Here is a 24,465-nt window from a genome sequence, read left to right as displayed (position 1 = left end):
CGGGAGGAACGCGATGCGCCCACCCCACTCCAGGAGCAGCAGCGCCGGCAGACGGAGACGCCTCTCCGCACTCGCCGTCGTCGCGGCAGCACTCTTCGCCGCACCCGTGGCCACGGCCACGGCTGCTCCGCTCGACTCCGCCCCCGCCGCGTCGGCCGCGCCCGAGGCCCGCACGGCGAGCGGCACCACCACCGCGGACCCGTCCGTACTGGCCGCCAAGCGGCTGAACATCACCATGCAGTCCCAGCAGAAGACCAACTGGTGCTGGGCCGCGGGAGGCAACACCATCGCGACCTATCTGGGCCGCACCTACAGCCAGAACCAGTTCTGCAACGCCGCGTTCGGCCGCAACCAGAGCACCGAGTGCCCCAACAACCAGGCGACGCTCGGCAATGTGCAGAGCGGTCTGCGCTGGGCCGGCATCAACCCCGGCTCGTACGTCACCGGCTGGCTGCGCTACCCGACCGTGAAGGCCGAGATCGACGCGGGCCGCCCGGTCGAGACGCGCATCCAATGGTCCAACGGCGGCGGCCACATGCACGTCCTCTACGGCTACGACGACGCCAGCAGCTGGGTCTACTGGGGCGATCCCTGGCCCTCCAACGACCGCTACAACTGGGCCTCGCACGCCTGGTACGTCGACAACAACACCTTCTCCTGGACCCACTCGCTCTACCGGATCGGGGCGTGAGAGCGATGACCCGTCACCTTCCTCGCCGCCTTCCCCGCCACCTGGACGCCCGGCACCTGACCAAGGCCGCGCTCGCGGGTGCGGCCGCCACCCTGGTCCTCGGCGTCGTGGCCCCGGCGGCCTCTGCCGACCCCGGTCCCGCGGCCCCCTCCGCCGCCTCCCGCGCCGCCGCGCTCCGGGCGGCCGAGGCGCCGAAGACCCTCGACACGCTCTCCCGGTTCTTCGCGCGGGAGGGGGCGGTCACCGTGGCCGCGGCCGACCCGCGGGTCGAGGGCAGGGCCGTGCCCGTCCGCTACCTCTCCCCGGACTTCGTCGCGGGCAAGAAGGGCGCGCCCGTCGCCCGCGTGGAGTTCCTCGCCGGCAAGGCGGTCTCCTCCGACGGCCAGGAGGCCTCCCTCTGGATGGTCGACGAGGGCGGCTCCTGGCAGGTCGTGAACATCGCCACCGGGGACGACGAGACCCACTACGCGCGCGTGGGCGCCGAGAAGCTCCCCGGCGGCACCGTCTTCCACGAGCCGCAGATCAACGCCTGGTACGTCCAGGACGAGGAGCACGCGCGCGTGCTGCCCCTCGACAAGGACGCGGTGCGCGCCGTGGGAGCCGAGGGGACCTCGGTCGCCGCCTACCGCAAGCGCGTCCAGAAGGCCTACGGCGACAAGCTGCCGGGCTCCGCGTACGAGAAGTCGGGCAAGGCAGGCGGCTACCAGGACAAGAAGCAGGACGAGAAGAAGGACAAGAAGCAGGACAGGGCGCAGGACGAGAAGGGCGGCGCGACGTCGGAGCAGGCGTCCGCGCCGCCGCCCGCCCAGGGCCCTGTGACGGTCGCCTCCTCGCTGGCGGGCGCGGGCGCCCTGGTCGCCCTCGGCCTCTCCGGTACGGCGCTCGTCCGGCGCCGCACCGCCCGGCGGCAGGGCTGACCCGGGGGAGCGGCGGCCGGGACGCCGGCCACCGCTCCCGATCGCCGCTCCCGATCGCCGCTCCCGGCCGTCGGACCCGGACGCGGAGCCGGACTGTCAGCACCCGCCAGTAGGCTGTCCGACATGGCCGACCCTTCCAGCTACCGCCCCAAGCCGGGACAGATCCCCGACGCCCCGGGGGTCTACAAATTCCGCGACGAGCACCGCCGGGTGATCTACGTCGGGAAGGCCAAGAGCCTGCGCCAGCGCCTGGCCAACTACTTCCAGGACCTGGCCGGGCTCCACCCGCGCACCCGTTCCATGGTGACGACGGCGGCCTCCGTCGAGTGGACGGTGGTCACCAACGAGGTCGAGGCGCTGCAGCTGGAGTACACCTGGATCAAGGAGTTCGACCCCCGGTTCAACGTCAAGTACCGCGACGACAAGAGCTATCCGTACCTCGCGGTCACGATGAACGAGCAGTACCCGCGCGTGCAGGTGATGCGCGGCCAGAAGAAGAAGGGCGTGCGCTACTTCGGTCCGTACGGCCACGCCTGGGCGATCCGCGACACGGTGGACCTCCTGCTGCGCGCCTTCCCCGTGCGCACCTGCTCCGCGGGCGTGTTCAAGAACGCCACCCGCACCGGCCGCCCCTGCCTCCTCGGCTACATCGGCAAGTGCTCGGCGCCCTGTGTGGAGCGCGTCACCGCCGATGTCCACCGTGAACTCGCCGAGGACTTCTGCGACTTCATGGCCGGCCGTACCGGCACGTACATCCGACGCCTTGAGCGTCAGATGGCGGACGCGGCCGAGGAGATGGAGTACGAGCGCGCGGCCCGCCTGCGCGACGACATCGAGGCCCTCAAGAAGGCGATGGCCAAGAGCGCCGTCGTCCTCGCCGACGCCACCGACGCCGACCTCATCGCCCTCGCCGAGGACGAGCTGGAGGCGGCCGTCCAGATCTTCCACGTCCGGGGCGGACGCGTGCGCGGACAGCGCGGCTGGGTCACCGACAAGGTCGAGGCGGTCACCAGCGGCGACCTCGTCGAGCACGCCCTCCAGCAGCTGTACGGCGAGGAGAGCGGGGACGCCGTGCCCAAGGAGGTGCTCGTCCCCGCGCTGCCGGACCCCATAGAGCCGGTCCAGGCGTGGCTGACCGAGCGCCGCGGGGCGAACGTCTCGCTGCGCATCCCGCAGCGCGGCGACAAGAAGGCCCTCATGGAGACCGTCGCGCGCAACGCGCAGCAGTCCCTCGTCCTGCACAAGACCAAGCGCGCCTCCGACCTCACCACCCGCTCCCGCGCCCTGGAGGAGATCGCCGCCGCCCTGGAGCTGGACAGCGTCCCCCTGCGGGTCGAGTGCTACGACATCTCGCACCTCCAGGGCGACGACGTGGTCGCCTCGATGGTCGTCTTCGAGGACGGCCTCGCCCGCAAGAGCGAGTACCGCCGCTTCCAGATCAAGGGCTTCGAGGGCCAGGACGACGTCCGTTCCATGCACGAGGTGATCACGCGCCGCTTCAGGCGCTATCTCGCGGAGAAGGAGCGGACCGGTGAATGGGTCGACGAGGAGACGGGCGAAGTCTCCGATCTGGGTCCGACCGAGGAGGACGGCCGCCCCAAGCGGTTCGCGTACCCGCCGCAGCTCGTCGTCGTGGACGGCGGCCAGCCGCAGGTCGCGGCCGCCAAGCGGGCGCTGGACGAGCTCGGCATCGACGACATCGCGGTGTGCGGCCTGGCCAAGCGCCTGGAGGAGGTCTGGGTCCCCGGTGAGGACGACCCGGTGATCCTGCCGCGCACCAGCGAGGGTCTCTACCTCCTTCAGCGGGTACGTGACGAAGCCCACCGCTTCGCCATCACCTACCAGCGCAACAAGCGGGCCAAGCGCTTTCGCGCGGGGCCGCTGGACGCCGTGCCCGGCCTCGGGGACGCGCGCAAGCAGACGCTGATCAAGCACTTCGGTTCGGTGAAGAAGCTGCGATCCGCGACAATCGACCAGATCTGCGAGGTACCGGGCGTGGGCCGCAAGACGGCCGAGGCCATCGCCGTGGCCCTCGCGCAGGCGGCACCAGCCGCACCCGCCGTGAACACGGCGACCGGAGAGATCATGGAAGAGGAGGAGCCCGTGGCCGCGGGCCCCTCGGAAGAACGACGGGGGCAGGAGACATGAGCGAGCACGACGAAGGTGAAGAGCAAGTGAGTGCGGGCACGCCGACCGAGACGCCGGGCGTGCCGGACGCCGCGATCCCCGAGCTGGTGATCATCTCCGGGATGTCGGGCGCCGGCCGCAGTACGGCGGCCAAGTGTCTGGAGGACCTCGGCTGGTTCGTGGTCGACAACCTGCCGCCCGCGCTGATCCCCACCATGGTGGAGCTCGGCGCCCGCTCGCAGGGCAACGTCGCCCGTATCGCGGTGGTCGTCGACGTCCGCGGCCGGCGCTTCTTCGACAACCTCCGCGAGTCCCTCGCCGAGCTGGAGTCGAAGAACGTCACGCGGCGCATCGTCTTCCTGGAGTCCTCCGACGAGGCCCTGGTCCGCCGCTTCGAGTCGGTCCGCCGCCCGCACCCCCTGCAGGGCGACGGCCGTATCGTCGACGGCATCGCGGCCGAGCGCGACCTGCTGCGCGAGCTGCGCGGCGACGCCGACCTGGTGATCGACACCTCCAGCCTGAACGTGCACGAGCTGCGCGCCAAGATGGACGCCTCGTTCGCGGGCGAGGAGGAGCCCGAGCTGCGGGCCACCGTCATGTCCTTCGGCTTCAAGTACGGCCTGCCGGTCGACGCCGACCTGGTCGTGGACATGCGCTTCCTGCCGAACCCCCACTGGGTCCCCGAGCTGCGCCAGTACACCGGCCAGAACGAGGAGGTCGCGGCGTACGTCCTCAACCAGCCCGGCGCCAAGGAGTTCCTCGACCGGTACGCCGAACTGCTCCAGCTCATCGCCGCGGGCTACCGCCGCGAGGGCAAGAGGTACGTGACGATCGCGGTCGGCTGCACGGGCGGCAAGCACCGCTCCGTCGCCATGTCGGAGAAGCTCGCGGCGCGCCTGGCGTCCGAGGGCGTGGAGACCGTCATCGTCCACCGGGACATGGGGCGCGAGTGAAACCCCACCGCCGGACCGTCCGCCTGAGCCGACTGGGCCGCAAGCGGGGCACCCAGCCGAAGGTGGTCGCGCTCGGCGGGGGCATGGGCCTGTCCGCCTCGCTCGCCGCGCTGCGCCGCATCACCGGAGCCGGAGACCTCACCGCCGTCGTCACGGTCGCCGACGACGGCGGCTCCAGCGGCCGCCTCCGCGACGAGCTGGGCGTGCTGCCGCCCGGCGACCTGCGCAAGGCCCTCGCCGCGCTCTGCGGCGACGACGAATGGGGCCAGACGTGGTCGCGCGTGATCCAGCACCGTTTCCAGTCCAAGGGCGATCTGCACGAGCACGCGGTCGGCAATCTGCTGATCGTCGCCCTGTGGGAGCAGCTCGGCGACCATGTCCAGGCACTCGACCTGGTCGGCCGGCTGCTCGGGGCGCAGGGCAGGGTCCTGCCCATGTCGGCCGTACCGCTGGAGCTCCAGGCCCTCGTCAAGGGCCACGACCCGGACCGGCCCGACGACGTGGACACGGTGCGGGGGCAGGCCACGGTCGCGCTCACGCCCGGCGAGGTCCAGTCCGTGCACGTCGTCCCGCACGACCCGCCGGCGGTCCCGGAGGCGGTCGCCGCCGTCCTGGACGCGGACTGGGTGGTGCTCGGACCGGGCTCCTGGTTCTCCTCGGTGATCCCGCACCTGCTCGTCCCGGAACTGCTCGACGCGCTCACCGGGACGAAGGCCCGCAAGGTGCTCTCGCTCAACCTCGCCCCGCAACCGGGAGAAACCGAAGGCTTCTCTCCGCAGCGTCATTTGGAGGTTTTGGCCCGACACGCCCCTAAACTCGCCCTGGACGTGGTGCTGGCCGACGAGGCCGCCGTGCCCGACCGTGAGTCACTCACCGATGCCGCCAAGCGGTTCGGCGCCACGGTCGAGCTGGCGCCGGTGGCCCGGCCCGACGGAACTCCGCGGCACGACCCGGAGCTCCTGGCAGCCGCGTACGACCGTATTTTTCGGATGCATGGAAGGATCGGCCCATGGCGATGACGGCAGCGGTGAAGGACGAGATCTCCCGGCTCCCCGTCACCCGGACCTGCTGCAGAAAAGCAGAGGTCTCGGCGATCCTGCGGTTCGCGGGCGGCCTTCACCTGGTGAGCGGCCGCATCGTGATCGAGGCGGAGCTGGACACCGCGATGGCGGCACGCCGCCTCAAGCGGGACATCCTGGAGATCTTCGGGCACAGCTCGGAGCTGATCGTGATGGCCCCCGGCGGCCTGCGGCGCGGCTCGCGCTACGTCGTACGGGTGGTTGCGGGCGGCGATCAGCTGGCCCGCCAGACGGGTCTCGTCGACGGCCGCGGCCGCCCCATCCGTGGTCTGCCGCCGCAGGTGGTCTCGGGGGCCACCTGCGACGCGGAGGCGGCCTGGCGCGGCGCCTTCCTCGCGCACGGCTCGCTCACCGAGCCCGGCCGCTCCTCCTCCCTGGAGGTCACCTGCCCGGGCCCGGAGGCCGCCCTCGCACTGGTCGGCGCGGCGCGTCGGCTGCAGATCGCGAGCAAGGCGCGCGAGGTGCGCGGCGTGGACCGGGTCGTCGTGCGCGACGGAGACGCGATCGGCGCGCTGCTCACCCGGCTCGGAGCGCACGAGTCGGTCCTTGCCTGGGAGGAGCGGCGGATGCGGCGCGAGGTGCGGGCCACCGCCAACCGCCTGGCCAACTTCGACGACGCGAACCTGCGCCGCTCGGCCCGCGCGGCCGTCGCCGCGGGCGCCCGCGTGCAGCGCGCCCTGGAGATCCTCGCCGACGAGGTGCCGGAGCACCTCGCCGCCGCGGGCCGGCTGCGCATGGAGCACAAGCAGGCCTCCCTGGAGGAGCTGGGCGCGCTCGCCGACCCGCCGCTGACCAAGGACGCCGTCGCGGGCCGCATCCGCCGCCTCCTCGCGATGGCCGACAAGCGGGCCCAGGATCTGGGCATTCCGGGTACGGAGTCCAATCTGACCGAGGAGCTCGCGGACAACATGGCGGTCTGACGCCCGGTCCCGCGCCCGAGGTCACAGAGGCCTCCTGTACCCCGTAAGCCGCTGGTGTCCCACGGGACGTCGGCGGCTTTCGTATGTCCGCTCCGGTCACCCTCACCCGCTGTATTGACATGATCATGCACCGTCACGAGCCTGGCATCCCGCACATCTGTGCCGGACAACCGCAAGGGGGGCTCATGAGACGAAGAGCGAGCGCTAGATCCGTTCTCGCGGCCAGTGCACTGCTCATCGGCGGTCTCGCCGCCGCGCCGCAGGCTCAGGCCAGCGGGCCGGGCGCGGCACCCGACGCCGACGACCCGGCGACCGTGCAGGTCTACCAGGCAGAGGTCACCAAGAAACAGATACCGACCCTGGTCGAGGCCGGCCAGGACGCCCACGAACTCGCCGGGCAGACGCCCGAGCACGGCACCGGCCGCGTCGAGCTGTACCTGACGAAGGGCCAGGCCAAGGCGGTCGAGCGCAAGGGCATCGAGCTCAGCGAGCACAAGGTGTCGGCGGCGGCGCAGAAGCGGCTCGAGGCCGCGGGGGACGGCGTCTACCGGCCGTACGGCGGGCGGGGCGGCCTCAAGGAAGAAATCGTCAGAACCGGGCAGGCCCACCCCGGCCTGACCAAGGTCGTCTCCATCGGCAAGACCCTCAAGGGCCAGGACATCCTCGCGCTCAAGCTCTCCAAGGGCGCCAAGAAGACCAAGGACGGCGCCAAGCCTGCCACGCTCTACATGTCCAACCAGCACGCGCGCGAGTGGATCACCCCCGAGATGACCCGCCGCCTGATGCACCACTACCTGGACAACTACGGCAAGGACAAGCGCATCACCAAGCTCGTGGACTCCACCGAGCTGTGGTTCGTGCTCTCCGCCAACCCCGACGGATACGACTTCACCCACGCCGCGGACGGCGAGCGCCAGTGGCGCAAGAACCTCCGCGACGTCAACGGCGACGGCAAGATAGCCTCCGGCGACGGCGTCGACCTCAACCGCAACTTCTCCTACAAGTGGGGCTACGACAACGAGGGCTCGTCCCCCGCCTCCTCCTCCGAGACCTACCGCGGCACCGGCCCGATGTCCGAGCCGGAGACCAAGGCGATCGACAGCTTCGAGAAGCGCATCGGCTTCACGTACGGGGTCAACTACCACTCCGCGGCCGAACTGCTCCTCTACGGAGTGGGCTGGCAGGTCGCCACGCCGACCCCGGACGACGTGCTCTACAGGGCGCTGAACGGCACTCCGGAGAAGCCCGCGGTCCCCGGCTACCACCCGCAGGTCTCCTCCGAGCTCTACACCACCAACGGCGAGGCCGACGGCCACGCGGGCAACGTCAACGGCATCTCGATGTTCACGCCGGAGATGTCCACCTGCCAGACAGCGTCGAACATCGACCCGAACGACGCCTGGAAGCCCGAGGACTGCGCGTCCATCTTCACCTTCCCCGACGACGAGAAGCTGATCCAGCAGGAGTTCGCGAAGAACGTGCCCTTCGCGCTCGCCGTCGCCGAGACCGCACTCCACCCCGACCAGCCGGTCTCCGTCACCGGCATCGAGGCCCCCGACTTCACCCCCGACTCCTTCACCACCTCCTACGCGCGCGGCGGCGACCAGGAAGTCGCCGTCACCGTCCGCAAGTCGGTGCGCGAGAAGAAGCTCAACTACCGGATCAACGGCGGCCGTACGCACGACGAGAAGCTCAAGGCCTGGAAGGGCGGCGAGACCTACGGCGGCGAGGACAACATCCACTTCGACCAGTACCGCGCCGGGATCGAGGGCGCGCGCGTGGGCGACAAGGTCGACGTGTGGTTCACCGGCCGTACGAAGAAGGGCCGCACCCAGAGCGAGCACTTCACGTACACCGTCGCCGAACGCCCGAAGGCGAACACGCTCGTCGTCGCCGAGGAGGGCGCGACGGCCACGCAGACACAGAAGTACGTCGACGCGCTGAAGGCCAACGGCCGCTCCGCCGCCGTCTGGGACGTCGCCAAGCAGGGCGCCCCGCACCCGCTCGGCGTCCTGTCGCACTTCTCCGCGGTCGTCCACTACACCGGCGACCCGGTACCCGGCGCACCCACCCAACTCGCCCTGCGCGCCTACCTCAACGAGGGTGGAAAGCTCATCGAGTCCGGTGAGCGCACCGGTGGCAACGTCGACCTCGGCGAGGCCCTCACCGACGACTTCGCGCAGTACTACCTCGGCGCCTACCAGCGCCTGACCGCGGCCGGCGCGGGCAGCTTCAAGGGCGCGGGCGCACTCGACGGCGTGAGCACGCCGCTCGCCGCCGCCGACACCAACCCGCTCGACAAGGCGGGCCGCTTCACCGTCACCTCCGAAACCCTGCCCGCCGACAAGTTCCCGCAGTTCAAGAGCGCGGCAGCGGGCTCCTACCCCAACCTGCCCAACCCGTTCGCGCCCTTCGAGGGCCAGGGCATGGCCTCGGCCACCCACGCGGACCAGGACTACAAGCGGCTCACCCACACCATCGACCTGACCGGCGTCACGGCCGCCGACGCGCCCGAGCTGCGCCTCGCCCTCAACTGGAACCTGGAGACCGGCTACGACCACGGCCTCCTGGAGGCGCACACCACCGGCGCCGAGGACTGGACCACGCTGCCGGACAAGAACGGCAACTCGTCCGCCGCCGTGCCCGCCGAGTGCGAGGCGGGCTTCCTCCTCAACGGCCACCCCTTCCTGCGCCACTACCTGACCCTCGGCGCCGGCGCCTGCACGGCATCCGGCACCAGCGGGGCCTGGAACAGCTTCACCGGATCCTCCGGCGGCTGGAAGCCCGTCGCCTTCGACCTCAGCGCCTACGCGGGCAAGAAGATCGAGGTGTCGCTCAGCGCCGTCACCGACCCCTCCACCGGCGGCCGCGGCCTCTTCGCGGACAACGCGCAGCTGGTCGTCGGCGACAACGTCGTGGAGAGCGAGGGATTCGAGACATCGCTCGGCTCCTGGACCGTCGCGCCCGCCCCGCCCGGAAGCCCCACTATCACAGGCGACTGGGCGCGGACCGGGGAGCTCTTCAAGTCCTACGCGGCCGTCACAGCGCGTGACAGCGTGCTGCTGGGCTTCGGGTTCGAGCACGTACCCGGAAAGGCCGACAGGGCTGCTCTTATGGGCGCCTCCCTGGCACATCTGCGCAGCTGACAGTGCGTAATCGGGACCAAGGTCCCGGCGGCCCGTACCCCTACTGGGGGGTACGGGCCTCTGTGTCGCCCGTGGCCCCTCTCGATGTCACTTCAGGGCCTTCAGAGAGGTAGGGTCGGAGGCGGTCGGGGACATCCCATACAACTCGCCGGCGTCTAAAACCGGCGTACCAACGAGGAGATCGGTTTCGTGACGATCCGCGTAGGCATCAACGGCTTTGGCCGCATCGGTCGTAACTACTTCCGCGCGCTGCTTGAGCAGGGTGCGGACATCGAGATCGTGGCTGTCAACGACCTGGGTGACACCGCGACCACCGCACACCTTCTGAAGTACGACACCATCCTTGGCCGCCTCAAGGCCGAGGTGTCGCACACCGAGGACACCATCACCGTCGACGGCCGCACCATCAAGGTGCTGTCCGAGCGCAACCCCGCCGACATTCCGTGGGGCCAGCTGGGCGTCGACATCGTGATCGAGTCCACCGGCATCTTCACCAAGAAGGCCGATGCCGAGAAGCACATCGCCGGTGGCGCCAAGAAGGTCCTGATCTCGGCTCCGGCCAAGGACGAGGACATCACCATCGTGATGGGCGTCAACCAGGACAAGTACGACGCGGCCAACCACCACGTCATCTCGAACGCCTCCTGCACCACCAACTGTGTGGCGCCGATGGCGAAGGTTCTCGACGAGAACTTCGGCATCGTCAAGGGCCTGATGACCACGGTCCACGCGTACACCAACGACCAGCGCATCCTGGACTTCCCGCACTCGGACCTGCGCCGCGCCCGTGCCGCCGCCGAGAACATCATTCCGACCACGACCGGTGCCGCCAAGGCCACCGCTCTGGTCCTGCCCCAGCTCAAGGGCAAGCTCGACGGCATCGCGATGCGCGTCCCGGTCCCGACCGGCTCGGCCACCGACCTGGTCGTCGAGGTGTCGCGCGAGGTCACCAAGGACGAGGTCAACGCCGCGTTCAAGAAGGCTGCCGACGACGGCGACCTGAAGGGCTACCTCTTCTACACCGAGGACCCGATCGTGTCGTCCGACATCGTCAGCGACCCCGCCTCCTGCACCTTCGACTCGGCCATGACGATGGTCCAGGACGGCAAGTCGGTGAAGATCCTCGGCTGGTACGACAACGAGTGGGGCTACTCCAACCGTCTCGTCGACCTCACCGTCTTCGTCGGCGGTCAGCTCTAACCATCAGAGCAGGCACCTAGATGTGAGCACAGGGTCCGGACCGCGCAACGCCGCGCGCTCCGGGCCCTGTTGTGCGTCAGCCCACCCAAGGAGTCCAGTTCATGAAGACGATCGACGAACTTCTCGGCGAAGGAGTCGACGGCAAGCGGGTCTTCGTCCGCGCCGACCTCAACGTGCCGCTCGCCGAGGGCACCATCACCGACGACGGCCGCATCCGCGCCGTCCTGCCGACAGTCAAGGCCCTCGCCGACGCCGGCGCCAAGGTGGTCGTGGCCTCGCACCTGGGCCGCCCCAAGGGCGCCCCGGACCCGGCGTTCTCGCTGCTGCCCGCCGCCGAGCGGCTCGGTGAACTCCTGGGCGCGCCGGTCGCGTTCGCGCAGGACACCGTCGGCCCGGCCGCGCACGACGCGGTGGACGGCCTGCAGTCCGGCCAGGTCGCCGTCATCGAGAACCTCCGCTTCAACGCGGGCGAGACCTCGAAGGACGACGCCGAGCGCGCCGAGTTCGCCGATCGGCTGGCGGCCCTCGCGGACGTCTACGTGGGCGACGGCTTCGGCGCCGTGCACCGCAAGCACGCGTCCGTGTACGACCTGCCGGCCAAGCTGCCGCACTACGCCGGCTACCTCATCGCCACCGAGGTCGGCGTCCTGAAGAAGCTCACCGAGGACGTCAAGCGCCCGTACACCGTCATCCTCGGCGGCGCCAAGGTGTCCGACAAGCTCGCCGTCATCGACGAGCTGCTCGGCAAGGCCGACCGTCTGCTGATCGGTGGCGGCATGGCGTACACCTTCCTCAAGGCCAAGGGGTACGAGGTCGGCATCTCCCTCCTCCAGGAGGACCAGATCCCGGTCGTCACGGAGTACATGGAGCGCGCCGAGAAGAACGGCGTCGAGCTCGTCCTGCCCGTCGACGTCCTGGTCTCCACGGACTTCCCCGACCTGAAGACGAAGGCTCCGGCCGACTTCAAGACGGTCGACGCGGACGGGATCCCCGCGGACATGGAGGGCCTGGACATCGGCCCCAAGACCCGCGAGCTCTTCGCCGAGAAGATCGCCGACGCCGAGACCGTCTTCTGGAACGGCCCGGTCGGCGTCGCCGAGCACCCCGACTACGCCGGGGGCACGTCCGCCGTCGCGCGAGCCCTGCTCAACTGCGACGGTTTCACCGTGGTCGGCGGCGGCGACTCCGCCGCGGCCGTCCGCAACCTGGGCTTCGACGAGAATGCCTTCGGCCACATCTCGACCGGCGGCGGCGCCTCCCTCGAATACCTCGAGGGCAAGACGCTCCCCGGCCTCGCCGCACTGGAGAACTGAGACCTGATGACTACGCGTACCCCGCTGATGGCGGGCAACTGGAAGATGAACCTCAACCACCTCGAGGCCATCGCCCACGTCCAGAAGCTCGCCTTCGCCCTGGCCGACAAGGACTACGACGCCTGCGAGGTCGCCGTCCTGCCGCCCTTCACCGACCTGCGCTCCGTGCAGACGCTGGTCGACGGCGACAAGCTCAAGATCAAGTACGGCGCCCAGGACATCTCGGCGCAGGACTCCGGTGCCTACACCGGCGAGATCTCGGGCCCGATGCTGGCCAAGCTGAAGTGCACCTACGTCGCCGTGGGCCACTCCGAGCGCCGCCAGTACCACAACGAGACCGACGAGATCTGCAACGCCAAGGTGAAGGCCGCCTACAAGCACGGCCTGACCCCGATCCTCTGCATCGGCGAGGGTCTGGACATCCGCAAGGCGGGACAGCAGGTCCAGTACACGCTGAACCAGCTCGACGGCGGCCTGAAGGACCTCCCGGCCGAGCAGGCCGAGACCATCGTCATCGCCTACGAGCCGGTCTGGGCGATCGGCACCGGCGAGGTCGCGACCCCCGAGGACGCGCAGGAGGTCTGCGGCGCGATCCGCGGCCGTCTCGCCGAGCTGTACTCGCAGGAGCTGGCCGACAAGGTCCGCATCCAGTACGGCGGCTCCGTGAAGGCGAAGAACGTCGCCGACATCATGGCGCAGCCCGACGTCGACGGTGCCCTGGTGGGCGGCGCGGCGCTGGACTCGGACGAGTTCGTCAAGATCGTCCGGTTCCGCGACCAGTGAGTATGCGGTAGCGGCGATACGTCGTACCCTTGCGGGGGTCGGAGGCTCTCGAAGCTGGCTTGAAAGCTCGCACACAAAGCCCCCGGCCCCCGCCGTCGATTCAGATCCGAGGAAGTTGGTCCAGCCGTGGTTATGGGGTTCTCGATCGCCCTCATCGTCTTCAGCCTGCTGATGATGCTGCTGGTGCTGATGCACAAGGGCAAGGGCGGCGGTCTCTCCGACATGTTCGGTGGCGGCATGCAGTCGTCCGTCGGTGGCTCCTCCGTCGCGGAGCGCAACCTCGACCGCATCACGGTCGTGGTCGGTCTGCTGTGGTTCGCGTGCATTGTCGCGCTGGGTCTGCTGATGAAGGCGAACAACTAGCGCCAGGCACTGGTCGCTTGTCCGGTGCGAGCCCGCGTGTGCGGCTTATCATGGGGCTTGCGTCCGGGGGTGGGGTGTAACTCCCGACACTGGACGCGCGTTGGGCCTTACGTAAACTGAGGCGCCCGCAGCAGCACCATCACGCAGGGAGTTACGACCGTGGCAAGTGGCAACGCGATCCGAGGAAGTCGGGTCGGGGCGGGGCCGATGGGCGAGGCCGAGCGCGGTGAGTCCGCGCCGCGACTGCGCATCTCCTTCTGGTGCTCGAACGGGCACGAGACGCAGCCGAGCTTCGCCAGCGACGCGCAGGTCCCCGATACGTGGGACTGTCCCCGCTGCGGCTTTCCGGCAGGTCAGGACCGGGACAGCCCGCCGGACCCGCCGCGCACCGAGCCGTACAAGACGCACCTGGCGTACGTACGTGAGCGGCGCAGCGACGAGGACGGAGAGGCCATCCTCGCGGAAGCACTCGCCAAACTGCGGGGCGAGATCTAGTACTTGAGAACCGGCCGGACACCGAGAGGTGTCCGGCCGGTTTCTTTATCCCGGCACGTGTGCGGACGATCAGTTTCAGACATCTCATATCGCTCATCGATCCATTAGGTTGGAGAGTGCAGCGGGGCAATACACGTACATGGGTACGAGAGAAGGCTGAAGTCCGAGATGAATGCAGATAGCCGCGCCAGGCTCAATCAGACGCCCGAGTGGACGGCGCTCACCAAGCACCGCGAACAGCTCGGGGAGGTGCAGCTGCGCGATCTGTTCGCCGCCGATCCGGCACGCGGCACGGCCTACACCCTCCAGGTCGGCGACCTGCACCTCGATTACTCCAAGCACCTCGTCACGGAGGAGACGCTGCGGCTGCTGCGTGAGCTCGCCGCCGCGACGGATGTCTTCGGGCTCAGGGACGCCATGTTCCGCGGCGAGAAGATCAACACCACCGAGGACCGTGCGGTCCTGCACACGGCGCTGCGCGCTCCGCGCGACGCCGTCATCGAGGTCGACGGCGAGAACGTGGTGCCCGCGGTGCACGCCGTCCTCGACAAGATGAGCGCCTTCTCGCAGAAGGTCCGCTCCGGCGAGTGGACCGGTCACACCGGCAAGCGCATCAAGAACGTCGTCAACATCGGCATCGGCGGCTCCGACCTCGGTCCGGCCATGGCGTACGAGGCGCTGCGCGCCTTCACCGACCGCGGGCTCACGGTCCGCTTCGTGTCGAACGTGGACGGCGCGGACCTGCACGAGGCCGTGCGGGACCTGGACGCCGCCGAGACGCTGTTCATCATCGCCTCGAAGACCTTCACCACCATCGAGACGATCACGAACGCCACGTCCGCGCGCGACTGGCTGCTCACGCAGCTGGGGGCGGGGCAGGACGCCGTCGCCAAGCACTTCGTGGCCCTGTCGACCAACGCCGAGAAGGTCTCCGACTTCGGCATCGACACGGACAACATGTTCGAGTTCTGGGACTGGGTCGGCGGCCGCTACTCCTACGACTCGGCGATCGGCCTCTCCCTGATGATCGCCATCGGGCCCGACCGCTTCCGCGAGATGCTCGACGGCTTCCACCTCGTCGACGAGCACTTCCGCACCGCGCCCGCCGAGTCCAACGTGCCGCTCCTGATGGGCCTGTTGGGCATCTGGTACGGCAACTTCCACGACGCGCAGTCGCACGCCGTCCTGCCGTACTCCCACTACCTCTCCAAGTTCACCGCGTATCTGCAGCAGCTGGACATGGAGTCCAACGGCAAGTACGTCGGACGGGACGGCGAAGAGGTCGACTGGCAGACGGGCCCGGTCGTCTGGGGCACCCCGGGCACCAACGGCCAGCACGCCTACTACCAGCTCATCCACCAGGGCACGAAGCTGATCCCGGCGGACTTCATCGGCTTCGCGCAGCCCGTCGCCGACCTGCTGCCCGGCCTCGTCGCCCAGCACGACCTGCTGATGGCCAACTTCTTCGCGCAGACCCAGGCGCTGGCGTTCGGCAAGACGCCCGACGAGGTGCGGGCCGAGGGCGTTCCGGAGGAGCTCGTCCCGCACAAGACCTTCAAGGGCAACCACCCGACGACGACGATCCTCGCCAAGGAGCTGACGCCCTCGGTCCTCGGTCAGCTCGTCGCGCTCTACGAGCACAAGGTCTTCGTCCAGGGCGCCGTCTGGAACATCGACTCCTTCGACCAGTGGGGCGTCGAGCTCGGCAAGGTCCTCGCCAAGCGCGTCGAGCCCGCGCTGACCGAGGGCGCCGAGGTGCCGGACCTGGACGGGTCGACCACGGCCCTGGTCGACAAGTACCGGGATCTACGCGGCCGTTGAGCCACGACGGCTGTTCTCGGCGGCTGAGCGGCGCCCGGCGTTAATCGGGTGCGGGCGCACCGCCCGGCGGGTGACACTGCTTCGGCTCTGTCACCCGCCGGGAGGGACCCCGTCATGGACCAGCTGCTCGCCGTGCTCGCCGACCCCGAGAGACTCAGGCTGTACGCGCGCATAGTCCTGGACGACCTGCCGCCGCGCGAGGCCGACTCCGCCGTCGCCCGCAGACATCTGGGGCGCCTGCTCGCCGCCGGCCTCGTGGAGCGGCTGCCCGACGGGTCGCTGCGGGCCGACCCGGCCGTCTTCCGGCGGGTCCCCGGCCCCGTGGACGCCCACCCCACCGTGCCGCGCCGCCTCGCCGGCTTCTTCGCGCACGGCCGCCTCACCGCGATCCCCGTACGCCCCGTCGTACGCCACGAACTCCTCGTCCACCTCACGGACACCCTCTTCGACACCGGCCGCAGCTACAGCGAGCGCGAGGTCAACGACGCGTTCGGCACCGTCCACGACGACACCGCCGCGCTGCGCAGGCACTGCGTCTGCGACGGCCTCCTGGAGCGCGACCAGGACGGCAGCAGCTACCGACGCGTCCTCGTCGACGCCTGAGGGCCCCCACACCGGCTGGTGCGGGGGCCCTCAGGCGTACGACGGGAAGCGGCTACGCCACGGCCGGCGGGTACAGCTCCGGAGGCAGCTCGGAGGCCGCCGCGGAGTCCAGCAGCCACAGCGTGCGCGAGCGCCCGTAGGCACCGGCCGCGGGGGCCTGCACCTCGCCCGCGCCCGACAGGGCGATGGCCGCGGCCCGCGCCTTGTCCTCGCCCGCCGCGAGCAGCCACACCTCACGCGCCGAGCGGATCGCCGGGAGCGTGAGCGAGATGCGGGTCGGCGGGGGCTTCGGCGCGCCGTGCACACCGACCACCGTGCGCACCGTCTCGCGCACCGCGGGCAGCTCGGGGAAGAGCGACGCGATGTGCGTGTCCGGGCCGACGCCGAGCATCAGGACGTCGAAGGTCGGCACCGGACCGTGGTCCTCCGGGCCGGCGGCCGCGGTGAGTTCGGCGGCGTAGATCTCCGCCGCCGCGTCCACCTCGTACGCGCCGTCCGACGCGGGCATCGGGTGCACCCGGGCCGGGTTCAGGGGCACCGAGTCGAGCAGTGCCTCCTTGGCCTGGGTGTAGTTGCGCTCCGGGTCGCCGTCCGGCAGGAAGCGCTCGTCGCCCCACCACAGGTCCAGGCGCGACCAGTCGATCGCGTCCCGGGCGGGGGACGAACCCAGCGCCGCGAGGAGGCCGTTGCCGTTGCGGCCGCCGGTGAGGACCACCGACGCGCTGCCGCGGGCGGCCTGCGCGTCGACGATCTTCGTGATGAGGCGGGCCGCCGCGGCCTGTGCCATCAGCTCCTTGTCGCGGTGCACGACGAGCTGCGGGGTCGCGCTCACTTCGCGGCCGCCTTCTTGGCCGGAGCCTTCTTCGCCGGGGCCTTCTTCGGCGCGGCGCTCTCCTCGGCGCCCTTGGCCTCTTCCGCCGTCTCGGTCACCGGCTGCGACGGCGGGGCCGCCAGGCGGTCCACGCCGTACTTCAGCGCCGAGGCGTAGGTGTCGTCCGGGTCGAGGCGCCGCAGCTCCTCCGCGATCAGCTCGGCCGTCTCGCGGCGCTTGAGCGCCACCGCGCGGTCGGGCTGCCCCTGGATGGAGAGCGTGGCGAGCGAGCCGTCGGCCCGGTCGAGCACGATGGGACCGCAGGTGGTCTCCATCCGGACGCCGGTCAGGCCGGGGCCCGCCGACAGCGCGCGCTTGACCGGCACGTCGAGGCGGTCCGCCAGCCACATGGCGAGCAGCTCGCAGCTCGGGTTGAACTCCTCGCCGTCCACCTGCACTTCGGTGACCTTGCACGTGACCTGGTCCAGGGCCGCGGCGAGCATGGAGCGCCACGGGGTGATGCGGGTCCAGGACAGGTCCGTGTCGCCGGGGTGGTAGGCCTCGGCGCGGGCGGTCAGCTCGTGGATCGGCTCCTCGGCCGCGTAGGTGTCCGTGACGCGTCGCTGCGCCAGGGCGCCGAGCGGGTCGTTCGCCGGGTCCAGCGGGGCGTTCACCGGCCACCAGACGACCACCGGGGCGTCGGGCAGCAGCAGCGGGAGCACGACCGACTGGGCGTGGTTGATGACCTCGCCGTACAGGCGCAGGACCACCGTCTCGCCGGTGCCGGCCTCGACGCCGACCCGTACCTCGGCGTCCAGGCGCGAGGTGGTGCGGTCACGGGGCGAGCGCGCGGCCCGCTTGATGACCACGAGGGTGCGCGAGGGGTGCTCGCGGGAGGCGTCGTTGGCCGCCTTCAGGGCGTCGTAGGCGTTCTCCTCGTCGGTGACGATGACGAGGGTGAGCACCATGCCGACGGCGGGGGTGCCGATCGCCCTGCGGCCCTGCACGAGCGCCTTGTTGATCTTGCTGGACGTGGTGTCCGTAAGGTCGATCTTCATGGCCGACGCCAGCTCCGTCCGTCTCGTGCGAGCATTTCGTCCGCCTCGGTCGGGCCCCAGGTGCCGGCCGGGTACTGCGCGGGCTTGCCGTGCTTGTCCCAGTACTCCTCGATCGGGTCGAGGATGTTCCAGGACAGCTCGACCTCCTCCGTGCGCGGGAAGAGGTTGGCGTCGCCGAGCAGGACGTCCAGGATCAGGCGCTCGTACGCCTCCGGGCTGGACTCGGTGAAGGACTCGCCGTAGGCGAAGTCCATCGAGACGTCCCGGATCTCCATGGAGGTGCCGGGCACCTTCGAGCCGAACCGGACCGTGATGCCCTCGTCCGGCTGGACGCGGATGACGATCGCGTTCTGCCCGAGCTCCTCGGTGGCGGTGTGGTCGAAGGGGGAGTGGGGCGCGCGCTGGAAGACCACCGCGATCTCGGTGACCCGGCGGCCGAGGCGCTTGCCCGTACGCAGGTAGAAGGGCACACCCGCCCAGCGGCGGTTGTCCACCTCCAGCTTGACGGCCGCGTAGGTGTCGGTCTTCGACTTGGCGTCGATGCCCTCTTCCTGCAGGTAGCCGACGGCCTTCTCGCCGCCCTGCCACCCCGCGGAGTACTGCCCGCGGACCGTGTTCCTGCCGAGGTCCTTGGGGAGCCGGACGGCGCCCAGGACCTTGGCCTTCTCGGCGACCAGCGCGTTGGCGTCGAAGGAGGCGGGCTCCTCCATCGCGGTGAGCGCCATCAGCTGGAGCAGGTGGTTCTGGATGACGTCGCGGGCGGCGCCGATGCCGTCGTAGTAGCCGGCGCGGCCGCCGATGCCGATGTCCTCGGCCATGGTGATCTGCACGTGGTCGACGTACGACCGGTTCCAGATCGGCTCGAACATCTGGTTGGCGAAGCGGAGCGCCAGGATGTTCTGGACGGTCTCCTTGCCGAGGTAGTGGTCGATCCGGAACACCTGGTCCGGGGCGAACACCTCGTGCACGATCGCGTTCAGCTCCTGGGCCGACGCCAGGTCGTGGCCGAACGGCTTCTCGATGACCGCACGGCGCCAGGAGCCCTCCGGGGCGTCCGCGAGCTCGTGCTTCTTCAGCTGCTGGACGACCTGCGGGAAGAACTTCGGCGGCACCGAGAGGTAGAACGCGAAGTTGCCGCCGGTGCCCTGAGCCTTGTCGAGCTCCTGGATGGTGGCCTTGAGCTGCTCGAAGGCCTCGTCGTCGTCGAAGTTGCCCTGGACGAAGCGCATGCCCTGGATGAGCTGCTGCCAGACCTCTTCGCGGAACGGCGTGCGCGAGTGCTCCTTGACCGCGTCGTGGACGACCTGGGCGAAGTCCTCGTTCTCCCAGTCGCGACGCGCGAAGCCGATGAGCGAGAAGCCCGGCGGCAACAGGCCTCTGTTGGCGAGGTCGTAGACGGCAGGCATCAACTTTTTACGGGACAAATCGCCCGTGACGCCAAAGATGACCAGGCCCGACGGCCCCGCGATACGCGGGAGCCGTCGGTCTGCGGCGTCACGCAGCGGATTGCTGCTTGACAAAGTGGGTCAGCCCTTCGAAGGAGCGAGGCGCTCGAGCTCGGCCTCGGTCGACTTGAGCAGGTCGGTCCAGGACGCCTCGAACTTCTCGACGCCCTCGTCCTCGAGCAGCTGCACGACCTCGTCGTAGGAGATGCCGAGCTTCTCCACCGCGGCGATCTCGGCGCGCGACTGGTCGTAGGTGCCCGCGATGGTGTTGCCGGTGATCGACCCGTGGTCGGCGGTGGCCTCCAGGGTGGCCTCCGGCATCGTGTTCACGGTGTTCGGCGCGACCAGGTCGTCGACGTACAGGGTGTCCTTGTACGCCGGGTCCTTGACGCCGGTCGAGGCCCACAGCGGACGCTGCTTGTTGGCCTGCGCCTTGTCCAGGGCGGCCCAGCGGTCCGAGGAGAAGACCTCCTCGTAGGCCTCGTAGGCGAGGCGGGCGTTGGCGAGAGCGGCCTTGCCCTTGAGGGACTTGGCCTCGTCCGTGCCGATGCCGTCCAGGCGCTTGTCGATCTCGGTGTCCACGCGGGACACGAAGAAGGACGCCACCGAGTGGATCTTCGAGAGGTCCAGGCCGCGCTCCTTGGCCTTCTCCAGGCCCGCGAGGTAGGCGTCCATGACCATGCGGTAGCGCTCGAGCGAGAAGATCAGCGTGACGTTGACGCTGATGCCGAGGCCGATGACCTCGGTGATCGCCGGGATGCCCGCCTCGGTGGCCGGGATCTTGATGAGCGCGTTCGGCCGGTCCACCAGCCAGGCGAGCTGCTTGGCCTCGGCCGTCGTGGCCTTGGTGTTGTGCGCCAGGCGCGGGTCGACCTCGATGGACACCCGGCCGTCCTGGCCGCCCGTCGCGTCGAAGACCGGGCGCAGGATGTCGGCGGCGTCACGGACGTCCGCCGTCGTGATCATCCGGATGGCCTCTTCGACGGTGACCCCACGGGCCGCCAGGTCGGAGAGCTGCTGGTCGTAACCGTCGCCCTGCGAGATGGCCTTCTGGAAGATCGACGGGTTGGTCGTGACGCCCACGACGTGCTGCTGGTCGATCAGCTCGGCGAGGTTGCCGGACGTGATCCGCTTGCGCGACAGGTCGTCCAGCCAGATCGCGACGCCTTCTTCGGAAAGGCGCTTGAGTGCGTCTGTCATGGAATTACATCTCCTACTTGGTCGTATATGGGCGTCAGCGCTGAGCGGCGGCGATCGATTCCCGCGCCGCCTGAGCCACCGCGTCGGCGGTGAACCCGAACTCGCGGAACAGCACCTTGCCGTCCGCCGAGGCACCGAAGTGCTCCAGCGAGACGATGCGTCCGGCGTCGCCCACGAAGCGGTGCCAGGTCAGACCGATGCCGGCCTCGACCGCCACACGCGCCTTGACGGACGGCGGCAGGACGCTGTCGCGGTACCCCTGGTCCTGCTCCTCGAACCATTCCACCGACGGCATCGAGACGACGCGCGTCGGGACGCCCGCGGCCTGCAGCTGCTCGCGCGCCTCGACGGCGAGCTGGACCTCGGAGCCGGTGCCGATGAGCACGACCTCGGGCGCTGCGCTCTTCCCGTCGGGCCCTTCGGCCTCGAACAGGACGTAGCCGCCCTTGGCGGCGTCCTCGTTGCGCTCGTACGTCGGCACGCCCTGGCGGGTCAGCGCGAGGCCGTGCGGGGCCCCCTTGCCGAACTCCTTGGTGTAGCGCTTGAGGATCTCGCGCCACGCGATGACGGTCTCGTTGGCGTCGGCCGGGCGCACGACGTTCAGGCCCGGGATGGCGCGCAGGGAGGCCAGGTGCTCGACCGGCTGGTGGGTCGGACCGTCCTCGCCGAGGCCGATGGAGTCGTGCGTCCACACGTACGTCACCGGGAGGTGCATCAGCGCGGACAGGCGGACGGCGTTGCGCATGTAGTCGGAGAACACCAGGAAGGTGCCACCGAAGATGCGCGTGTTGCCGTGCAGCGCGATGCCGTTCATCTCCGCGGCCATGGAGTGCTCGCGGATGCCGAAGTGGACCGTACGGCCGTACGGGTCGGCCTCGGGCAGCGGGTTGCCCGCGGGCAGGAACGACGACGTCTTGTCGATCGTCGTGTTGTTCGAGCCCGCGAGGTCGGCGGAGCCGCCCCACAGCTCGGGGATGACCGCGCCGAGCGCCTGCAGGACCTTGCCGGACGCGGCGCGGGTGGCGACACCCTTGCCGGTCTCGAACTCGGGGAGCTTCTCCTCCCAGCCCGCGGGCAGCTCGCCCGCGCGGACGCGGTCGAACTCGGCGGCGCGCTCGGCGTTGGCGGTGCGCCAGGCGGCGAAGCCCTTCTCCCACTCGGCCTTGGCCTCGCGGCCCCGGTCGAGGGCCTTGCGGGTGTGCGCGAGGACCTCGTCGGAGACCTCGAAGTTCTGCTCCGGGTCGAAGCCGAGGACGCGCTTGGTGGCGGCCACTTCCTCGTCGCCGAGCGCCGAGCCGTGGGCGGCCTCGGTGTTCTGCGCGTTCGGGGCGGGCCAGGCGATGATCGAGCGCATCGCGATGAAGGAGGGGCGCTCGGTCTCGGCCTTGGCGGCCTGGATCGCGGCGTAGAGGGCGGCCGGGTCGAGGTCGCCGTCCTCCTTGGGCGCCACGCGCTGGACGTGCCAGCCGTACGCCTCGTACCGCTTCATGGTGTCCTCGGAGACCGCGGTCTCCGTGTCGCCCTCGATCGAGATGTGGTTGTCGTCCCACAGCAGGATCAGGTTGCCGAGCTTCTGGTGCCCGGCCAGCGACGAGGCCTCGCCGGAGATGCCCTCCTGGAGGCAGCCGTCACCGGCGATGGCGTAGATGAAGTGGTCGAACGGGGACGAGCCGTCGGCCGCCTCCGGGTCGAACAGACCGCGCTCGTAGCGGGCGGCCATCGCCATGCCCACGGCATTGGCGACGCCCTGGCCCAGCGGGCCCGTCGTCGTCTCCACGCCCGTCGTGTGGCCGTACTCCGGGTGGCCCGGGGTCTTCGAACCCCAGGTGCGGAAGGCCTTCAGGTCGTCCAGCTCCAGGCCGAAGCCGGCCAGGTAGAGCTGGGTGTAGAGCGTCAGGGACGAGTGGCCCGCAGAGAGGACGAACCGGTCGCGGCCGGTCCACTCGGCGTCCGCCGGATCGTGGCGCATCACCTTCTGGAAGAGGGTGTACGCGGCGGGCGCGAGGCTCATGGCCGTACCGGGATGGCCGTTGCCGACCTTCTGTACGGAATCCATGGCCAGGACGCGAGCGGTATCAACGGCCCGCTGGTCCAGTTCGGTCCACTCGAGGTCTGTGGTGGTCGGCTTGGTGCTCACCCTGAGTCAGGGCTCCTCTCCACATGTCGAATGCCGGCGGCGTAGATCCCACCGGCCGCTGTCGAGCCTACCGCTGCGAGAACGTTCATTTTTTCGAGTCATTCCAGACTGCAGTGACACACGAGGAAGCGCCTCCCGAAAGGAAAGGGCGGGCATTAGGCAAGTGAATATGGGGTCGCTCATATGTCCGCTCAAAAGGCCACCGGTATCGCCCATTTGTCCGCTCAATGAACGCCCGGTTCCGCTCATCTGGCGGCGCAACTCGCCACGGGCGCCGTTCGACCGGCCGGGCCAACACGACCCCACCCCCGCGAAGGGCGGGGTATGGGCAACGTCTACAGTGGCGTGGTACGCGCGGGCTTTACCGGATCTTCATGTCTGAAGGTGCTGGTCGGCTCGCTGGGATGTCTCTGTCAGGGGTGTGCGTGACGGCCGTTGAATCCCGTCCAGCGGGGGTTTCCGGGACGGACCTTAGCCCGAGCCATCGGCCGTTCGGGGCTCGTGTCAAGGCGTTCGTGGCGCTGACCAAGCCCCGAATCATCGAGTTGCTGCTCATCACCACCGTTCCGGTGATGTTCCTCGCCGAGCAGGGGGTGCCCGACCTCTGGCTGGTCTTCGTGACCTGCCTGGGCGGCTACCTCTCCGCGGGGGGTGCCAACGCGCTCAACATGTACATCGACCGCGACATCGACGCCCTCATGGACCGCACGTCGCAGCGCCCGCTGGTGACCGGCATGGTCAGCCCGCGCGAGTGCCTCGTGTTCGGCATCACCCTCGCGGTCGTCTCCACCCTGTTGTTCGGCTTCGCCGTCAACTGGCTCTCCGCCTGGCTCTCGCTCGGCGCGCTGCTCTTCTACGTGGTCGTCTACACGATGATCCTCAAGCGGCGCACCTCCCAGAACATCGTCTGGGGCGGCATCGCGGGCTGCCTGCCGGTCCTCATCGGCTGGTCCTCGGTCACCGACTCCATGTCGTGGGCCCCGGTCGTCCTCTTCCTCGTGATGTTCTTCTGGACGCCGCCGCACTACTGGCCGCTGTCCATGAAGGTCAAGGCCGACTACGCGCGCGTCGGCGTGCCGATGCTGCCGGTCATCGCCTCGAACAAGGTGGTCGCCCGCCAGATCGTCCTCTACAGCTGGGTCATGGTCGCCGTCTCGCTGCTGCTCCAGCCGCTCGGCTACACCGGCTGGTTCTACACGGCGGTCGCGCTGGTCACCGGCGGCTTCTGGCTGTGGGAGGCGCACGGGCTGCAAAGCCGCGCCAAGGCCGAGGTCACGGGCGGCAAGCTCAAGGAGATGCGGCTCTTCCACTGGTCCATCACGTACGTCTCGCTGCTCTTCGTGGCGGTGGCGGTGGACCCCTTCCTCCGCTAGGCGCACCGCGTGGCAGATGCCACGTCACCC

20 protein-coding genes are annotated in these 24,465 nt (G+C 69.8%); 15 read left to right on the top strand and 5 right to left on the bottom strand.

Going from position 1 to position 24,465, the window contains the following annotated elements; genetic code table 11:
- Positions 1 to 13: 13 nt before the first annotated feature.
- The 14 genes from ACFVYL_RS03395 (at position 14) to ACFVYL_RS03330 (ending at position 16,411) form a co-directional block, all read left to right on the top strand.
- On the top strand, positions 14 to 691 hold the full coding sequence (locus ACFVYL_RS03395; protein WP_389712612.1) for a papain-like cysteine protease family protein: 678 nt from the start codon (positions 14 to 16) through the stop codon (positions 689 to 691).
- A 5-nt stretch (positions 692 to 696) separates the two neighbouring features.
- On the top strand, positions 697 to 1,608 hold the full coding sequence (locus ACFVYL_RS03390) for a hypothetical protein (protein ID WP_389712611.1): 912 nt from the start codon (positions 697 to 699) through the stop codon (positions 1,606 to 1,608).
- A 123-nt stretch (positions 1,609 to 1,731) separates the two neighbouring features.
- On the top strand, positions 1,732 to 3,756 hold the full coding sequence (gene uvrC / locus ACFVYL_RS03385) for an excinuclease ABC subunit UvrC (RefSeq protein ID WP_389712610.1): 2,025 nt from the start codon (positions 1,732 to 1,734) through the stop codon (positions 3,754 to 3,756).
- A complete protein-coding gene (rapZ, locus tag ACFVYL_RS03380; protein WP_389712609.1) occupies positions 3,753 to 4,688 on the top strand; it encodes an RNase adapter RapZ in 936 nt (311 codons plus the stop codon). The genes uvrC and rapZ overlap by 4 nt, the downstream gene beginning before the upstream one ends.
- Entirely contained in the window at positions 4,685 to 5,707 is a 1,023-nt protein-coding gene (gene yvcK, locus ACFVYL_RS03375) for a uridine diphosphate-N-acetylglucosamine-binding protein YvcK (RefSeq protein WP_389712608.1), read from the top strand. Before rapZ ends, yvcK begins: the two co-directional genes overlap by 4 nt.
- Positions 5,698 to 6,687 carry a DNA-binding protein WhiA gene (whiA, locus tag ACFVYL_RS03370; protein ID WP_384258708.1) on the top strand — a complete coding sequence of 330 codons (990 nt, stop codon included), beginning with the start codon at positions 5,698 to 5,700 and terminating at the stop codon, positions 6,685 to 6,687. The genes yvcK and whiA overlap by 10 nt, the downstream gene beginning before the upstream one ends.
- Positions 6,688 to 6,872: 185 nt before the next feature.
- Positions 6,873 to 9,833 (top strand): M14 family zinc carboxypeptidase, encoded by a 2,961-nt coding sequence (locus tag ACFVYL_RS03365; protein ID WP_389712607.1) that lies wholly within the window; start codon positions 6,873 to 6,875, stop codon positions 9,831 to 9,833.
- Positions 9,834 to 10,022: 189 nt separating this feature from the next.
- Positions 10,023 to 11,033 (top strand): type I glyceraldehyde-3-phosphate dehydrogenase, encoded by a 1,011-nt coding sequence (gene gap, locus ACFVYL_RS03360; protein WP_389712606.1) that lies wholly within the window; start codon positions 10,023 to 10,025, stop codon positions 11,031 to 11,033.
- A 101-nt stretch (positions 11,034 to 11,134) separates the two neighbouring features.
- Positions 11,135 to 12,346 carry a phosphoglycerate kinase gene (locus ACFVYL_RS03355; RefSeq protein WP_389712605.1) on the top strand — a complete coding sequence of 404 codons (1,212 nt, stop codon included), beginning with the start codon at positions 11,135 to 11,137 and terminating at the stop codon, positions 12,344 to 12,346.
- Between the two features lie 6 nt (positions 12,347 to 12,352).
- The gene (gene tpiA / locus ACFVYL_RS03350; protein WP_389712604.1) at positions 12,353 to 13,129 is read left to right on the top strand and encodes a triose-phosphate isomerase; all 777 of its coding nucleotides are present in this window, start codon (positions 12,353 to 12,355) and stop codon (positions 13,127 to 13,129) included.
- Between the two features lie 132 nt (positions 13,130 to 13,261).
- Entirely contained in the window at positions 13,262 to 13,492 is a 231-nt protein-coding gene (gene secG, locus ACFVYL_RS03345; protein ID WP_055702100.1) for a preprotein translocase subunit SecG, read from the top strand.
- 159 nt (positions 13,493 to 13,651) lie between these two features.
- Positions 13,652 to 13,987 carry an RNA polymerase-binding protein RbpA gene (locus tag ACFVYL_RS03340; protein ID WP_361727066.1) on the top strand — a complete coding sequence of 112 codons (336 nt, stop codon included), beginning with the start codon at positions 13,652 to 13,654 and terminating at the stop codon, positions 13,985 to 13,987.
- A gap of 168 nt (positions 13,988 to 14,155) precedes the next feature.
- Positions 14,156 to 15,808, top strand: a complete 1,653-nt coding sequence (gene pgi, locus ACFVYL_RS03335; RefSeq protein WP_389712603.1) for a glucose-6-phosphate isomerase — start codon at positions 14,156 to 14,158, stop codon at positions 15,806 to 15,808.
- A 114-nt stretch (positions 15,809 to 15,922) separates the two neighbouring features.
- On the top strand, positions 15,923 to 16,411 hold the full coding sequence (locus tag ACFVYL_RS03330; protein ID WP_389712602.1) for a DUF2087 domain-containing protein: 489 nt from the start codon (positions 15,923 to 15,925) through the stop codon (positions 16,409 to 16,411).
- 52 nt (positions 16,412 to 16,463) lie between these two features.
- Here the strand turns inward: ACFVYL_RS03330 and pgl are convergent, their stop codons facing one another.
- Genes pgl through tkt form a run of 5 tightly spaced genes read right to left on the bottom strand, consistent with a single transcriptional unit; the run spans position 16,464 to position 23,062 of the window.
- Positions 16,464 to 17,243, bottom strand: coding sequence for a 6-phosphogluconolactonase (gene pgl, locus ACFVYL_RS03325; RefSeq protein WP_389712601.1), 780 nt, complete (start codon positions 17,241 to 17,243; stop codon positions 16,464 to 16,466).
- Complete coding sequence (gene opcA, locus ACFVYL_RS03320; protein WP_389712600.1) at positions 17,240 to 18,280, bottom strand: glucose-6-phosphate dehydrogenase assembly protein OpcA; 1,041 nt, start codon at positions 18,278 to 18,280, stop codon at positions 17,240 to 17,242. The genes pgl and opcA overlap by 4 nt, the downstream gene beginning before the upstream one ends.
- A complete protein-coding gene (gene zwf, locus ACFVYL_RS03315) occupies positions 18,277 to 19,800 on the bottom strand; it encodes a glucose-6-phosphate dehydrogenase (RefSeq protein WP_389712599.1) in 1,524 nt (507 codons plus the stop codon). The genes opcA and zwf overlap by 4 nt, the downstream gene beginning before the upstream one ends.
- Positions 19,801 to 19,806: 6 nt before the next feature.
- Positions 19,807 to 20,925: a transaldolase gene (tal, locus tag ACFVYL_RS03310; RefSeq protein WP_389712598.1), complete on the bottom strand. Its 1,119-nt coding sequence runs from the start codon at positions 20,923 to 20,925 to the stop codon at positions 19,807 to 19,809.
- Positions 20,926 to 20,959: 34 nt separating this feature from the next.
- Positions 20,960 to 23,062 carry a transketolase gene (gene tkt / locus ACFVYL_RS03305; RefSeq protein ID WP_389712597.1) on the bottom strand — a complete coding sequence of 701 codons (2,103 nt, stop codon included), beginning with the start codon at positions 23,060 to 23,062 and terminating at the stop codon, positions 20,960 to 20,962.
- A gap of 419 nt (positions 23,063 to 23,481) precedes the next feature.
- Between tkt and ACFVYL_RS03300 the strand changes: the two genes are divergently transcribed.
- Positions 23,482 to 24,435, top strand: a complete 954-nt coding sequence (locus tag ACFVYL_RS03300; RefSeq protein WP_389712991.1) for a heme o synthase — start codon at positions 23,482 to 23,484, stop codon at positions 24,433 to 24,435.
- Positions 24,436 to 24,465: the final 30 nt, after the last annotated feature.

Origin of the sequence: Streptomyces sp. NPDC058308 (assembly GCF_042880275.1) — a bacterium.
Classification (GTDB): Bacteria; Actinomycetota; Actinomycetes; order Streptomycetales; family Streptomycetaceae; genus Streptomyces.
Note: the sequence above shows the minus strand (reverse complement) of the source record. Positions and strands in the feature narration are given on the sequence as shown.